The organism is Pseudomonas sp. P4795 (assembly GCF_048822895.1).
Classification (GTDB): Bacteria; Pseudomonadota; Gammaproteobacteria; order Pseudomonadales; family Pseudomonadaceae; genus Aquipseudomonas.
In genome coordinates, this window is sequence record NZ_JBMFBT010000002.1 from 390753 (window position 1) to 404736 (window position 13984).

Annotated in this window: 15 protein-coding genes; 9 read left to right on the forward strand and 6 right to left on the reverse strand. The window is 60.9% G+C overall.

Annotation, left to right across the window (positions count from 1 at the left end; all coding sequences use genetic code 11):
- Positions 1-79: 79 nt before the first annotated feature.
- Both ACOI8A_RS06295 and ACOI8A_RS06300 read right to left on the reverse strand, forming a co-directional pair.
- Entirely contained in the window at positions 80-1492 is a 1413-nt protein-coding gene (locus tag ACOI8A_RS06295; protein ID WP_420646465.1) for a histidine kinase sensor domain-containing protein, read from the reverse strand.
- Complete coding sequence (locus tag ACOI8A_RS06300; protein WP_420646464.1) at positions 1479-2201, reverse strand: response regulator transcription factor; 723 nt, start codon at positions 2199-2201, stop codon at positions 1479-1481. Before ACOI8A_RS06300 ends, ACOI8A_RS06295 begins: the two co-directional genes overlap by 14 nt.
- 217 nt (positions 2202-2418) lie before the next feature.
- Between ACOI8A_RS06300 and ACOI8A_RS06305 the strand changes: the two genes are divergently transcribed.
- The 4 genes from ACOI8A_RS06305 to ACOI8A_RS06320 all read left to right on the forward strand — a co-directional run bounded on the left by ACOI8A_RS06305 (position 2419) and on the right by ACOI8A_RS06320 (position 7177).
- Positions 2419-5172, forward strand: a complete 2754-nt coding sequence (locus ACOI8A_RS06305) for a response regulator (RefSeq protein WP_420646463.1) — start codon at positions 2419-2421, stop codon at positions 5170-5172.
- 82 nt (positions 5173-5254) lie between these two features.
- Entirely contained in the window at positions 5255-6244 is a 990-nt protein-coding gene (locus ACOI8A_RS06310; protein ID WP_420646462.1) for a 2-hydroxyacid dehydrogenase, read from the forward strand.
- Between the two features lie 94 nt (positions 6245-6338).
- Positions 6339-6773: a hypothetical protein gene (locus ACOI8A_RS06315; RefSeq protein ID WP_420646461.1), complete on the forward strand. Its 435-nt coding sequence runs from the start codon at positions 6339-6341 to the stop codon at positions 6771-6773.
- Positions 6773-7177: an META domain-containing protein gene (locus ACOI8A_RS06320; protein WP_420646460.1), complete on the forward strand. Its 405-nt coding sequence runs from the start codon at positions 6773-6775 to the stop codon at positions 7175-7177. The genes ACOI8A_RS06315 and ACOI8A_RS06320 overlap by 1 nt, the downstream gene beginning before the upstream one ends.
- Before the next feature lie 174 nt (positions 7178-7351).
- Here ACOI8A_RS06320 and ACOI8A_RS06325 read toward each other — a convergent pair whose 3' ends face one another.
- Positions 7352-7819, reverse strand: a complete 468-nt coding sequence (locus ACOI8A_RS06325; RefSeq protein ID WP_420646459.1) for a TlpA disulfide reductase family protein — start codon at positions 7817-7819, stop codon at positions 7352-7354.
- Between the two features lie 114 nt (positions 7820-7933).
- On the opposite strand from ACOI8A_RS06325, the gene arsC reads away from it, so the two are divergent.
- The 3 genes from arsC to ACOI8A_RS06340 are packed head-to-tail and all read left to right on the forward strand — an operon-like array spanning position 7934 to position 9307.
- Positions 7934-8287, forward strand: a complete 354-nt coding sequence (arsC, locus tag ACOI8A_RS06330) for an arsenate reductase (glutaredoxin) (RefSeq protein ID WP_420646458.1) — start codon at positions 7934-7936, stop codon at positions 8285-8287.
- On the forward strand, positions 8284-8880 hold the full coding sequence (gene wrbA, locus ACOI8A_RS06335) for an NAD(P)H:quinone oxidoreductase (RefSeq protein ID WP_420646457.1): 597 nt from the start codon (positions 8284-8286) through the stop codon (positions 8878-8880). Before arsC ends, wrbA begins: the two co-directional genes overlap by 4 nt.
- Position 8881: 1 nt before the next feature.
- Complete coding sequence (locus tag ACOI8A_RS06340) at positions 8882-9307, forward strand: DUF2069 domain-containing protein (protein ID WP_420646456.1); 426 nt, start codon at positions 8882-8884, stop codon at positions 9305-9307.
- 114 nt (positions 9308-9421) lie between these two features.
- Here ACOI8A_RS06340 and ACOI8A_RS06345 read toward each other — a convergent pair whose 3' ends face one another.
- Together ACOI8A_RS06345 and ttcA are read right to left on the reverse strand one after the other, a co-directional pair.
- Entirely contained in the window at positions 9422-10096 is a 675-nt protein-coding gene (locus tag ACOI8A_RS06345) for a DNA-3-methyladenine glycosylase I (protein ID WP_420646455.1), read from the reverse strand.
- 68 nt (positions 10097-10164) lie between these two features.
- Entirely contained in the window at positions 10165-10989 is an 825-nt protein-coding gene (ttcA, locus tag ACOI8A_RS06350) for a tRNA 2-thiocytidine(32) synthetase TtcA (protein WP_420646454.1), read from the reverse strand.
- A 278-nt stretch (positions 10990-11267) separates the two neighbouring features.
- Here ttcA and ACOI8A_RS06355 point away from each other — a divergent pair, with 278 nt between their 5' ends.
- Together ACOI8A_RS06355 and ACOI8A_RS06360 are read left to right on the forward strand one after the other, a co-directional pair.
- Complete coding sequence (locus ACOI8A_RS06355; protein ID WP_420646453.1) at positions 11268-11870, forward strand: Yip1 family protein; 603 nt, start codon at positions 11268-11270, stop codon at positions 11868-11870.
- Positions 11871-12020: 150 nt separating this feature from the next.
- Positions 12021-12515: a SprT family zinc-dependent metalloprotease gene (locus ACOI8A_RS06360; RefSeq protein ID WP_420646452.1), complete on the forward strand. Its 495-nt coding sequence runs from the start codon at positions 12021-12023 to the stop codon at positions 12513-12515.
- A 150-nt stretch (positions 12516-12665) separates the two neighbouring features.
- Here the strand turns inward: ACOI8A_RS06360 and ACOI8A_RS06365 are convergent, their stop codons facing one another.
- Entirely contained in the window at positions 12666-13847 is a 1182-nt protein-coding gene (locus ACOI8A_RS06365) for a CaiB/BaiF CoA transferase family protein (RefSeq protein ID WP_420646451.1), read from the reverse strand.
- Between the last annotated feature and the right edge of the window lie 137 nt (positions 13848-13984).

A 13984-nucleotide genomic window follows, 5' to 3' on the forward strand; every position in this document is an offset into this window, starting at 1 on the left:
GCGGCACGCTGCGATCTCTTGATCCTGGCCTTTCAAGATCAAGATCAAAAGATCGCAGCCTCGTTTCACTCGACAGCTCCTACACAACACACAAACCTGTGGGAGCTGGCCTGCCAGCGATGGCGTCGGGACTCACGGCGTTGTCATCAGCAACCAGTCGCAGATTCAGCCGCAACCCGCCACCGGCATTCTCCGCCCACAAACGCCCACCCTGCCGCTGCACCGCATTCCTCGCGATGCTCAATCCCAACCCGAACCCGCCATCCCCCGGACGCGAGCCGTCGAGGCGAATGAACGGATCGAAGATCCGCTGCAAATCCTCCTCAGCCACCCCGCCGCCCTGATCCTCCAGCCACAAATGCCAGTAATCCCCATCGCGCCTGCCATCCAGCCGTACTACGCCGCCCTCGGGTGAATGCCGGATCGCGTTCCGCAAGATGTTTTCCAGCGCCTGGGCCAGGGTATTCAGATTGCCGCGCACCCAGCAGGTTGAATCCAGTTCACAGACCAACTGCCCCGGCGGGCAAGCGCTTTCGTAACAGGCATTTTCCGTGAGCATTTCCCACAGCGCCTGAATCTGAATCGCTTCGTCCGGCAGTGGTGCGCGTTCGGTGTCGAGCCAGGCCAGTTGCAGGGTGTCTTCGACCAGCCGTTGCATGACATCGACTTCGCGGCCGATGCGTTCGCGCAGCGGCAGCAGGCCCTGCTCGCTCTCGCTGGCCACGCGCAAACGGCTCAATGGCGTACGCAACTCATGGGACAAATCGCGCAGCAATTGCTGCTGCAGGCTGACGGTGGTTTGCAGGCGCTCGGACATCGAGTCGAAGGCGCGCGCCAGTTCACCGAGTTCGTCCGGACGCTGGGTGATGCCGCTCGACAGCCGCACATTCAATTGATCGGCGCGCCAGGCGTTGGCCTGTTCGCGCAGATGGTTCAGCGGCACCACCAGCAAGCGATACAGGCCGACGCACAGCAATAAAGTGAAGAGGCCGGGAATCACGCCGTTGGTGATCACGCGCCAGAACAACTTGTAGCGACCGGGCAGGAAGCGTTCGGGCAGCTCGATGATCAGACTGCCGGCGGTTGGATCGCCCGGAAACGGCACGCGCAGCCACGGCTGGCCTTTCTTGTGAATCGGCCAGTCGGGACCGCGAAGGAACGTCAGGCGCTGGATTTCAGCGTCTGTCAGCGGCCGATTGCTCAACGACTGCAATTGCCCATCGATCACGCCGATCCAGACAGCCTCACGCCAGTGCATGCTGCGCAACCAGCTATCAACGCCCTCGCGATCACCTTCTTTCCAGGCCCGCTCGGCGTCGGCGGCATAACGCGCCAGCGTGCCGCGCGCTTCGTCCGAGAGAAACTGATTGCGCTTCTCCATGTGCCGGCCCCACGACCAGCTCAGCCAGATCATCAGCAGACAGAACGCCACCAGTAAACAGGCAAGTTTCCAGAACAGCGAGTGCCGCCCCGGCAGGTCAGACACTTTCATCAACGGCGCTCAATACGTAGCCCTTGCCCCACACCGTGCGTACTTCGCGTTCGGTGTAGCCGACCGCCTTGAGTTTGCGGCGGATCTGGCTGATGTGCATGTCGAGGCTGCGGTCGTGGGCCGCATAGCCGCGTTGCAGAACGTGCTGATAAAGGAAGGCCTTGCTCAGCACTTCTTCATCGTTGCGATTGAGCGTTTCCAGCAGACGGTATTCGCTGCGAGTCAGGCCGGCAGGCTGTTCACGGAAAAACACCTCGCATTGTGCGTCGTCGAAATGCAGGCCGCCGACGGTTTCGGGAATGGCCACGGCAGCCGGACGCCGGTCGAGCGCGACCCGGCGCAGAATCGCTTCGATGCGCACATGCAGCTCGGCCATGCTGAACGGTTTGGGCAAATAGTCGTCAGCCCCCAGGCGAAAACCGCTGATGCGATCGGCCTCGGCACCCAGCGCCGACATCAGCAGCACCGGCGTCGAATGGCTCTGGCGCAACTGCGTCAGCAGATTGAGGCCGTCCAGCCCCGGCAGCAGAATGTCCATCAACACCACATCGAACGGCTGGCGACGGGCGATGCTCAGGCCTTCGTTGCCGTTCTGGCACCAGGTCACCTGAAAACCGCTACGGCCCAGATGCTCGTGGACGTACGCCCCGAACACGGGATCGTCTTCGATGGAAAGAATGCGCGGCTGGCCAACAGAAACAGGAGTCATGACTATCTGCAAATAATTCTCAGTTGGGCGATTATTCAAGATTGTCCGACAGCGAGCAACCCAAGGTTGACCTATCGGACCAACGAGTGCGCCGGCGCCGACCGATGACGACATGATTTTTCCGAAGATTGCCCGCAAGCAAATCGCTACACTGCGCCCATGCCGCGTGCCGGACGCACGTGAGAGCCAACAGATCAGCTGGATGCAGGAGACAGGCGTGCTCAAGAAACTGGGAATAAAAGGTCGGGTGCTCTTACTGACCCTGCTGCCGACCAGCCTGATGGCGCTGGTGCTCGGCGGCTATTTCACCTGGATGCAGCAGTCCGACCTGCAAAGCCAACTGATGCAGCGCGGCGAAATGATCGCCGAGCAACTCGCACCGCTGGTTGCGCCCGCCATGGGCCACGGCAACAGCGAATTGCTCGAGCGCATCGCCACCCAGTCGCTGGAACAACCGGACGTGCGCGCGGTGACCTTCCTCGCCCCCGACCGTTCGCCGCTGGCACATGCCGGTCCGACCATGCTCAACCAGCCACCCAGCGGTGATAGCGCGCATCTGCTGCGGCGTAGCGGCAATGACGCCACGCGTTATCTGCTGCCGGTGTTCGGCAAACATCGCAACCTGGCCGGCGAGCTGATCCCGGAAGAATCCGACCGCCTGCTCGGCTGGGTCGAGCTGGAGCTGTCGCACAACGGCATGTTGCTGCGCGGCTATCGCAGCCTGTTCGCCAGTCTGCTGCTGATCGCGGCGGGGCTGGCCGGTGCTGCACTGCTGGCGTTGCGCATGGGCCGCACGATCAACGGACCGCTGAGCCAGATCAAACAGGCCGTGGCGCAGCTCAAGGACGGTCATCTGGAAACCCGTCTGCCGCCACTCGGCAGTCAGGAACTGGATGAACTGGCGTCCGGCATCAACCGCATGGCCGGCACCCTGCAGAACGCTCGCGAAGAATTGCAGCACAGCGTCGATCAGGCCACCGAGGACGTGCGCCAGAATCTGGAAACCATCGAGATTCAGAACATCGAACTCGATCTGGCGCGCAAGGAAGCATTGGAAGCCAGCCGGATCAAATCCGAATTCCTCGCCAACATGAGCCACGAGATCCGCACGCCGCTGAACGGCATTCTCGGTTTCACGCACTTGTTGCAGAAAAGCGAACTGACCCCGCGCCAGCTCGACTATCTGGGCACCATCGAAAAATCCGCCGACAGCCTGCTGGGGATCATCAACGAGATTCTCGACTTCTCGAAAATCGAGGCCGGCAAACTGGTGCTCGACCACATCCCGTTCAACTTGCGCGACCTGTTGCAGGACACCCTGAACATCCTCGCCCCGGCCGCCCACGCCAAGCAGCTGGAACTGGTCAGTCTGGTGTACCGCGACACGCCGCTGTCGCTGGTCGGCGATCCGCTGCGGCTCAAGCAGATTCTCACCAATCTGGTGAGCAACGCGATCAAGTTCACCCGCGAAGGCACGATCGTCGCCCGCGCCATGCTTGAAGAAGAACACGAAGAAAGCGTGCAGCTGCGCATCAGCATTCAGGACACCGGGATCGGCCTGTCGAACCAGGACGTGCGCGCGCTGTTTCAAGCGTTTAGCCAAGCGGACAATTCACTGTCACGGCAACCCGGCGGTACCGGGCTCGGGCTGGTGATTTCCAAGCGTCTGATCGAGCAGATGGGCGGCGAAATCGGCGTCGACAGCACGCCGGGCGAAGGCTCGGAATTCTGGATCAGCCTGAGCCTGCCGAAGACCCGCGATGATGCCGAAGACCTGCCCTCCGCGCCACTGCTCGGACGTCGCGTGGCCGTGGTGGAGAATCACGAACTGGCACGCCAGGCGTTGCAGCACCAACTGGAAGACTGCGGCCTCGACGTCACGCCGTTCAATACTCTGGAAAGCTTGACCAATGGCGTCACCGGCGCGCATCAGACCGATCAGGCGATCGACCTGGCGGTGCTCGGCATCACCAGTAACGACATGCCGCCGGAGCGCCTCAACCAGCACATCTGGGACCTTGAACACCTCGGCTGCCGCGTGCTGGTGCTGTGTCCGACTACTGAGCTGACGCTGTTCCACCTGTCGGTGCCCAACCCTCACAGTCAGTTGCAGTCGAAACCGGCCTGCACACGCAAATTGCGCCGCGCGCTGTCGGACATGGTCAACCCGCGCCAGACCCGCAGCGAACCCGGCGAACCGTTGTCCAGCCGTGCGCCGAAAGTCCTATGCGTCGACGACAACCCGGCCAACCTGTTGCTGGTGCAGACGCTGCTGGAAGACATGGGCGCCAAAGTGCTGGCCGTGGAAAGCGGCTATGCCGCGGTCAAGGCGGTGCAGAGCGAGACGTTCGATCTGGTGCTGATGGATGTGCAGATGCCCGGTATGGACGGTCGGCAAAGTACCGAGACCATCCGCCAGTGGGAAAGCGAACGGCACTGCACGCCGCTGCCGATTGTCGCCCTCACCGCCCACGCCATGGCCAACGAAAAACGCGCGCTGCTGCAAAGCGGCATGGACGATTACCTGACCAAACCGATCAGCGAGCGGCAACTGGCGCAAGTGGTGCTGAAGTGGACCGGTCTGGCCTTGCGCAATCAGGCGCCGGATCGCGCCAGCGAAAGTGCGACGGCCAACCATGAGCTGCCAGTGCTCGATCACGAAGAAGGCCTGCGCCTCGCTGCCGGCAAAGCCGATCTGGCGGCAGACATGCTCGCGATGCTGCTCGCCTCGCTTGAGGCTGACCGCGAAGCAATCCGCGTGGCCCGTGACAGCCACGACCAGAACGCATTGATCGAACGCGTGCATCGTCTGCATGGCGCCACGCGTTACTGCGGCGTGCCGCAACTGCGTTCGGCGTGCCAGCGCAGCGAAACCTTGCTCAAACAGTCCGACCCGAAAGCCGCAACCGCGCTCGACGAGCTGGAACGGGCGATCAATCGCCTGGCCACGCAAGCGAAGATCAGCGCCTGATCCACGGCAATGCCGCAGAGCGTCGAGCCAGCTAAAGTGGTCGCGGGCGCTGTGCCCCGCAACGACGTTTCAGGAGATGAGCATGCGCACGATCGTTTTCAGCAGCCAGACCTACGACCGCGACAGTTTCCTCGGTGCCGAGTGTCCGGCTGACATCGAGCTGCACTTTCAGCCGGCCCGGCTCAGCCTCGACACCGCCGCGCTGGCCGAACAGCATGAAGTGGTCTGCGCTTTCATCAATGACGACCTGAGTGCGTCAGTGCTCGAACGGTTGGCCGCTGGCGGCACGCGCCTGATCGCTCTGCGCTCGGCCGGTTACAACCATGTTGACTTGCCAGCGGCCAAACGCCTGGGTCTTGCGGTGGTGCGGGTGCCGGCGTATTCGCCGCATGCGGTGGCCGAGCATGCGGTGGCGCTGATCCTCGCGCTTAACCGGCGCTTGCACCGCGCGTACAACCGCACGCGCGAAGGTGATTTCAGCCTGCACGGTCTGACCGGTTTCGACCTGCACGGTAAAACGGTCGGCATTGTCGGTACCGGGCAGATCGGCGCCACGTTCGCGAAAATCATGCACGGTTTCGGCTGCCAGTTGCTGGCGTTCGATCCGTATCCCAATCCTCAGGTTGAAGCGCTGGGCGCGCGTTATCTGAGCCTGCCGGACCTGCTCGCGCAGTCGCAGATCATCAGCCTGCACTGCCCGCTCAATGAGCAGAGCAAACATCTGATCAACCAGGATTCGCTGGCGCACATGCAGCCGGGGGCGATGCTGATCAACACCGGGCGCGGCGGTCTGGTCGACACGCCAGCGCTGATCGATGCGTTGAAGGACGGGCAACTGGGTTATCTGGGGCTGGATGTGTATGAAGAAGAAGCACAGCTGTTCTTCGAAGATCGCTCCGACCTGCCGCTACAGGACGACGTGCTGGCGCGACTGCTGACTTTCCCCAACGTGATCGTCACTGCGCATCAGGCGTTCCTGACCCGCGAGGCGTTGGGCGCAATCGCCGCTACTACTCTGCACAACATCGCAACCTGGGCGGCGGGAACGCCGCAGAATCAGGTCGAGGGTTGAATCAGCCAGCGGTTTGAACCGGATCGAAGGTCGCCAGCGCGCTCCATTGTGCAATCTCGCCCGTGCTAGCATGTCGCGCATATTTGGAGGACCCATGGTCGAACACGATTTCCGCTACACCCTGATGAACCCGCAACACACCCTCACCGAATGCCGCGCCCTTGTCCCGGGCCGCTATCAGGTCACCGGCAACGGTGGCTCGATTCGCATCGGTGATGTGTTGATCGTCACCCTGAAAGGCAGCAAGGATTTGTCCATGCGCCTGAACGTCGAAACCGTCCGCCACCTGATCAACCCGCCCGGCCAATGGACGGCGATGACCACTGGCCCGGTTTTCGGCGAACTGGCGATTCACACCTGGCAGGTCAACTGCGACAGCTGCGCCAAAGAGCTGAGCTTCGAGTTCGCGGTAGACGCCAAACTCGGCAAACCGGCAGAAAAAATCGCCGCCACTGCGCGGATTGCCGAGCTGGGCTGGAACGCCGTCGCCGACAAGCATCTGTGCCCGAAATGCCAGGAGCCTGCGTGATGAAACGCCTTGCCCTGACCGCTGTGGTCGGCGCCGGACTGATGGGCTGTGCCGCTGAACCGGTGCAACTGCAACAGAACCGCAGCTACATTCTGGAATGGATCGGCGAGCGACCGCTGATGGATTACAGCCACCTGACCGTGACCCTCGGCGATGATGGCCGCGCCTATGGCAATGGCGGCTGCAACCATTGGTTTGCACCGTACACGCTGGATGGCGACAAGCTGAGCTTCGGCAAGATCGGCAAGACCCGCAAAATTTGCGCACCGGCGCTGATGGAGCAGGAACAACGCTTCCTGCAGGCGCTGGAGCATGTCGAGCGTTGGGATATTTCGCCGATTGAACAGATGCGCTTTTGGCCGGCACAAGGCAAACCACTGCGTTGGTGGCTGGAAGAGGGTTGATGTCTTAAGAGCCCTCTGAATGAGGGGGGCTACTGTGGCGAGGGGATTTATCCCCGTTGGGCTGCGTAGCAGCCCTGAAACCTGAGATTGCAGTTCGCCAGACACTCCGCAGGGGGCCGCTTCGCGGCCCAACGGGGATAAATCCCCTCGCCACATAATCCCGGTTAGCCGAGTTTATTTGGTCGCCTGCAACGCCTCAAGCTTGGCCATCACCCCCGCCGCCGTTTGCTCACCCATCAACTGCTCACGCACCTTGCCTTTGTTGTCGATGATGTACGTCACCGGCAGCGCCTCACTGCGCGGCAGTTCAAACAGCTCCGCCGGATCCTGCGCCAGCACGGTGAACTTGATGCCCAGCTTCTCGCTGGCGTCCTTCAGTTCCTGACCCTGCACATTGTCGAAATTGACCCCGAACACCCCGACATTCTTGCTCTTCAGCTCATCAGCCAAATGGTTGAGTTCCGGGATTTCCGTACGGCACGGGCCACACCATTCGGCCCAATAGTTGAGCACTACCCACTGCTTGTCGAGACGCTCGGACGCGACCTTCTGCCCGTTCTGGTCAATCCCGTAATCATTGCCGCAGCCCCCCAGCATCAACGCCCCGATAATCGTCAATGCCGCTGCCAGTCGCCGTGTCATGTCGTGTTCCTTGTGAAAAATTGAATGCGCCTGCGACCCATCGCCTCCCGAGGTTCTGGATTGCGCGCTGCACAGTTAGAATAGCCGCCACTCTACGCAAGAAGCGACCCGCCCATGACCGATCTGACGCTTTATCACAATCCGCGCTGCTCGAAATCCCGTGGTGCGCTCGAACTGCTTGAGGCCCGTGGCCTGACGCCGACCGTGGTGCGTTACCTCGAAACCCCGCTGGACGCCACGCAGATCAAGGCGTTGCTCGACAAGCTCGGCATCAGCGCGCGACAACTGCTGCGCACCGGCGAAGACGAATACAAAATCCTCAATCTGGCCGACGCCAATCTCAGCGAGAAACAATTGATCGAAGCGATTGCGGCCCATCCGAAACTGATGGAACGGCCGATTCTCGAAGTCGGCGACAAAGCCGTGATCGGCCGCCCACCGGAGCAGATTCTGGAGTTGTTGCCGTGAGCGCGCCGTACATTCTGGTTCTGTATTACAGCCGCAGCGGCTCGACCAACGAGATGGCGCGCCAGATTGCCCGTGGCGTCGAGCAGGCCGGGCTCGAAGCGCGCCTGCGCACCGTGCCGGCGATTTCCACCGAGTGCGAAGCCGTATCACCGGACATTCCTGACGAAGGCGCACTCTACGCGACGCTGGATGATCTGAAGAACTGCGCCGGCCTGGCCCTCGGCAGCCCAACGCGTTTCGGCAACATGGCCGCGCCGCTCAAGTATTTCCTCGACGGCACCAGCAACCTGTGGCTGACCGGCGCGCTGGTAGGTAAACCGGCCGGGGTGTTCACCTCCACCGCCAGCCTGCACGGCGGTCAGGAATCCACGCTGTTGTCGATGATGCTGCCGCTGCTGCACCACGGCATGTTGATTACCGGCCTGCCCTACAGCGAGTCGGCTCTGCTGGAAACCCAGGGCGGCGGCACGCCGTACGGCGCCAGTCATCACGCCGGGGCGGATGGCAAGAAAGGCCTTGATCAGCACGAAGTGGCGCTGTGTCGCGCACTCGGTCTGCGTCTGGCGAAAACCGCGCAGAAACTGGAGAGCTGAAGTGGCGAAGAAGCCGAAAGTCCTGCCCGCCGTTGAATGGCTCGAACCGCGCGTGCGGGCAATGCGCGTGATCAGTCTGCTGTGCTTTTTCGGCCTGGCTGGATTGCTCGCCGCCTACTACCTGATCTTTGCCGACCTGCACGGCGCGCGACCTTGGGTGATTCTGCTGGTCGAGCTGATCCCGTGGCTCGTGCTCGCACCGGGCATGATCATGGGCAGCGCACGCGGGCATTCGTGGATGTGTTTTGTGGTGAATCTATATTTCATCAAAGGCGCATTGGCCGCGTACGACCCCAACCGGCAGCTGTTTGGTGTGCTGGAGATGGTGGTGAGTCTGGCGGTGTTCTGCTCGGCGCTGCTGTATGTGCGCTGGCGCTATCAGTTGGATCGTAAGCTGGCGGGTGAAGGACAGATCTCTGCTGCCTGACAGGCCGCCATCGCTGGCAAGCCAGCTCCCACATTGGATCTATGTCGATCACAAATCTCCTGTGGGAGCTGCGGTGCGACGACTCGACTTGCCAGCGATTGGCGCGACTCGGTTTCAATGATTCACGGTGTAAGCGAGCATCATCGAAATCTGGCTCATCGGCCGCCCACCGCTTTCTTCATGCCACTGATTGAACGCATTCTGCACCAGCGCCAGATCACGCTGACTGGTCGGCACTTTGTCCACCAGCTTCTGCGCATTCAGCGCCGCGACCACGTCATAGCTCGGCACGAACGTGTCCTTGCCCACCATGCGTAAAAAGCGTGGCGCCGACAGACCGCCCAATTGATGGCCGTGCTTCTTCAGGTACGTCCACAGACCGACGATATCGGTCACCGCCCAATCAGCGATCAAAGCGCCGAAACTGCCCTTGTCTTTCTCGACGTCGAGAATGAACTGCGCGTTGCGCGGCACACTCTTGAGCTTGCCCAGGTGGCGAATGATTCGCGCGTCCTGCATCAGGCGTTCAAGGTGCTCGGCGCTCATCAGCACGACTTTTTCCGGGTCGAATTTGAAGAACACTTCTTCGAAAGCCGGCCATTTGGCGTCCACCAGACTGTGCTTGAGCCCGGCACGAAATACCCGCAGGGCCATGGTCGACAGGTAACGGTCATCGCTGATCTTGCGCAGTTGCGCCGGGGTCTTGGGAACGGGCAGATGGGCTTCCAGTTCAGCCGCCGAACCGAAGCGGTTCAGACAGAATTCGTGCAGCCACTTGTAGTCGCGCATGCCCTCTCCTATTCAATGAAATAAAAACGGCGCCCGCGAGCGCCGTGTTTTCAGAGCTGATAAACCCGTCAGAGGTTCACAACATTGACGAAGCGCGAGGCCGCCGATTCGTCGATTTTCAGGCTGGTGAAGTCGAACAGGTTGCGATCCGCCAGTTGCGACGGGATCACGTTCTGCAAACTGCGGAAGATACTTTCGGTGCGGCCCGGGGTCTTGCGTTCCCAGTCGAGCAGCATGTCCTTGACCACCTGACGCTGCAAATTCTCCTGCGAACCGCAGAGGTTGCACGGGATGATCGGGAATTGCTTGAAGTCCGAGTAGGCCTGAATGTCTTTCTCGTTGCAGTAGGCCAGCGGCCGGATCACCACGTTGCGCCCGTCGTCGGCACGCAGTTTCGGCGGCATGGCCTTGAGGCTGCCGTTGAAGAACATATTGAGGAAGAACGTCTCGACGATGTCGTCGCGATGATGCCCGAGGGCCATTTTGGTTGCGCCGATTTCGTCGGCAAAGGTGTACAGCGTGCCGCGACGCAGGCGCGAGCACAGCGAGCAAGTGGTTTTGCCTTCCGGAATCAGCTCTTTGACCACCGAATAAGTGTCTTTCTCAACGATGTGATATTCGACACCCAGCTCTTTCAGGTAGGCCGGCAGCACATGCTCGGGGAAACCCGGCTGCTTCTGATCCATGTTCACCGCGACGATCTCGAACTTGATCGGCGCGACTTTCTGCAAATGCATCAACACGTCGAGCATGGTGTAGCTGTCTTTGCCGCCCGACAGGCAGACCATCACCTTGTCGCCGTCTTCGATCATGTTGAAGTCGGCAACCGCTTCGCCGGCCAGGCGGCGCAGGCGCTTTTGCAGTTTGTTCTGATTGACCGTAAGAGTGCCCATGACGCGAAATCCGTGAGGTGTGACCAAAGGCCGGCATTTTACGCAAAAACCCGGGCCTTGTGACCACAGGTTGTCGCCACCGATTGCACAGACCTCGACGCGATTACCCCACCTTTTTACAGCGCAATTTGCTCTAAGCCCGCATCACCTGTGTGGTTAAGACCTTTCTATACTGCGACATAAGGTCGCACATATCCGAAGACCTGAATTTGCTCGGCCGCATTGGCCCGTAGGCGCTCCGCTGGGGGGCGATGGCAATAACGAGAGGAGTGACTGGCATGATCAATCACGTAGTGGGACTTTTTACCCACCCCGATCAGGAATGGAAGGAAATCCGTGGCGACCAGGAAGAAAGCATCAGCCACATGTACCTCACGCATACGCTGATTCTGGCGGCGATCCCTGCGGTGTCGGCGTTTATCGGCACGACCCAGGTCGGCTGGGTGATCGGCAATCGCGCGCCGGTGATGCTCACCGTCGATAGCGCAATCTGGATGACGGTGATGTCATACCTGGCAATGCTCGGCGGCGTGGCGGTCATGGGTGCCTTTGTGCACTGGATGGCCCGCACCTATGACGCCAACCCGAGTCTGGCGCGGTGCGTGGCGTTCGCTACTTACACCGCGACGCCGTTGTTTGTCGGCGGACTGGCGGCGTTGTATCCGCACATGTGGCTGGGGATGATCGTGGGTACGGCGGCGATCTGCTACACGGTGTATCTGCTGTATGTGGGGCTACCGACGTTCATGAACATTCCGTCGGACGAAGGTTTTCTGTTCTCCAGCTCAGTGCTGGCGGTGGGTCTGGTGGTGCTGGTGGCCATCATGGCGTTCACCGTGATCGTCTGGGGGCTGGGCGTTGGCCCGGTCTATACCAGCTAGACAGCGTTTCCTCCTGATAAAAACATGTTCTGCCAATACAGGCCGCCGCAAGGCGGCCTTCTGGTTTTGCAGGATGACCATTCGGCAGTTTGGCGATTCGCAAGTGCAAAAGGTTGCGGCATACTCGTCGTCTCTGGAGATCCATCAAGCATGCCCGAGCAACTCAATACCCGCGTCGAAGACTGCTACCAACTCGCTGAATCCTTTTTCAAACGTCCTTTCAAACGCCCCGTGGTGAGCCTCAAGCTGCGCGGGCAAAAAGCCGGGGTCGCGCACCTGCACGAGAACCTGCTGCGCTTCAATCCGCAGCTGTACCGGGAAAATACCGAGCACTTTCTCAAGCAGACTGTGGCCCACGAAGTTGCGCATCTTATTGCCCATCAACTGTTCGGCGAACGTATTCAGCCGCATGGCGAGGAGTGGCAACTGATCATGCGCGGGGTTTACGAACTGCCGCCGGATCGCTGCCACACCTACGCAATCAAGCGCCGCAGCGTTACGCGCTATATCTACAAGTGCCCGTGTGCGCAGAGTGATTTTCCGTTCTCGGCGCAGCGCCATAGCCTGGTCAGACAGGGTCGGCGGTATCTGTGTCGCAGCTGTCGTGGGACGTTGGTATTCAGTGGAGAGATGCGGGTTGAGTAGTTGAGATTTGCTTGGCTCTCACTGGCCTCATCGCTGGCAAGTCGAGTCGTCGCACCGCAGCTCCCACAGGTTTCTGTGTCGTACACAGATCATGTGAACACCTCAAACACTGTGGGAGCTGGCTTGCCAGCGATGAGGCCAGTGCTGGCGCTAGAGAATCACTTTGCCCCGCCGCAATTCTGCGATCCGCTCGGCGCTGAACCCCAACTCCCCCAACACCTGATCCGTATGCTGCCCCAACGCCGCACCCACATGCCGTGGCTCAGGCAACACCTCGGAAAACTTCAGCGGACAAGCGATCTGCGCCTGCGACGAGCCATCCCCGCGCGGCACCCGCGTCACCACTTCCCGCGCCTGCAACTGCGGATGCCGCACAGCCTCGCCCAGGCTCAACACCGGCTCGACACACCCATCCACCCCAGCGAACATCTCGCACAACTCGGCGAAATCATGCTTCTCGAACTCGACCCTCAGCGCTTCCTTCAACGCCCGCTGCTGCTCGGGCTTGGGTGACAGCCCCTGCGCCGCCAATTCCGGCCGACCGAGCACGCCACACAGTTGCTGCATGAACGCCGGCTCCAGACTGCCGACCGACATCCAGCGCCCATCGCGCGAGCGGTAGTAGTCGTAGAAGCTGCCGCCATTGAGCATCTGATCTTCCCGACCTGGTTCCTCGCCACAGGCCAGATACCCGGCGCCGGCCATGGCATTCAGGCTGAATGCGCAATCGGTCATGCTCACATCCAGATGCGTGCCCTGCCCGGTTTGTTGGCGGGAAATGACCGCTGCGAGCAAGCCGATCACTCCGTGCAATGAACCACCGGCGATGTCCGCGACTTGCATGCCCAGCGGCAACGGCCCGTTATCGGCGCGGCCGGTGTAGCTGGCAAGACCGGCGAGTGCGAGATAGTTGATGTCGTGCCCGGCGCGATCCTTGTATGGGCCGGTCTGGCCGTAACCGGTGATCGACACGTAAATCAGCTTGGGGTTGATTGCCTTCAGCGCTTCATAACCCAGCCCGAGCCGCTCCATCACACCAGGGCGAAATTGTTCGAGGACGATGTCGTAATCAGTCAGCAACCGCTTGATCACTTCCAGCGCATCGGGCTGTTTCAAGTCCAGCGCCAGACTGCGCTTGTTGCGATTCAGATAGGCATGACTGGCGGAGACGCCCTGATCGTGCGGCGGCAGCACCCGCAGCAGATCTAGGCGAGTCGGCGATTCGATGCGCAGCACCTCGGCGCCCATGTCCGCCAGTAACAGCGAGGCAAACGGCCCCGGCAGCAGGGTCGAGAAATCCAGAATCTTCAGTGAGGCCAGAGGTGCAGGCATGGGCGATCTCCGTGAGCGATGCTTGCAGCCTAGGCAGCCACGGGCGATGCAGCAATTACCGGATGCATCAGCGACAGTGACCGTTGTGCTCAAATCGCAGGCCATAAAAAACCCGCCGAAGCGGGTTTTTCATTCGA

Bases quoted from the DNA above. Each gene is read 5' to 3' on its own strand.
- ACOI8A_RS06295 (WP_420646465.1), bottom strand. From the start codon at position 1,492: ATGAAAGTGTCTGACCTGCCGGGGCGGCACTCGCTGTTCTGGAAACTT.
- ACOI8A_RS06300 (WP_420646464.1), bottom strand. From the start codon at position 2,201: ATGACTCCTGTTTCTGTTGGCCAGCCGCGCATTCTTTCCATCGAAGAC.
- ACOI8A_RS06310 (WP_420646462.1), top strand. From the start codon at position 5,255: ATGCGCACGATCGTTTTCAGCAGCCAGACCTACGACCGCGACAGTTTC.
- ACOI8A_RS06315 (WP_420646461.1), top strand. From the start codon at position 6,339: ATGGTCGAACACGATTTCCGCTACACCCTGATGAACCCGCAACACACC.
- ACOI8A_RS06320 (WP_420646460.1), top strand. From the start codon at position 6,773: ATGAAACGCCTTGCCCTGACCGCTGTGGTCGGCGCCGGACTGATGGGC.
- ACOI8A_RS06325 (WP_420646459.1), bottom strand. From the start codon at position 7,819: ATGACACGGCGACTGGCAGCGGCATTGACGATTATCGGGGCGTTGATG.
- arsC (WP_420646458.1), top strand. From the start codon at position 7,934: ATGACCGATCTGACGCTTTATCACAATCCGCGCTGCTCGAAATCCCGT.
- ACOI8A_RS06345 (WP_420646455.1), bottom strand. From the start codon at position 10,096: ATGCGCGACTACAAGTGGCTGCACGAATTCTGTCTGAACCGCTTCGGT.
- ttcA (WP_420646454.1), bottom strand. From the start codon at position 10,989: ATGGGCACTCTTACGGTCAATCAGAACAAACTGCAAAAGCGCCTGCGC.
- ACOI8A_RS06355 (WP_420646453.1), top strand. From the start codon at position 11,268: ATGATCAATCACGTAGTGGGACTTTTTACCCACCCCGATCAGGAATGG.
- ACOI8A_RS06360 (WP_420646452.1), top strand. From the start codon at position 12,021: ATGCCCGAGCAACTCAATACCCGCGTCGAAGACTGCTACCAACTCGCT.
- ACOI8A_RS06365 (WP_420646451.1), bottom strand. From the start codon at position 13,847: ATGCCTGCACCTCTGGCCTCACTGAAGATTCTGGATTTCTCGACCCTG.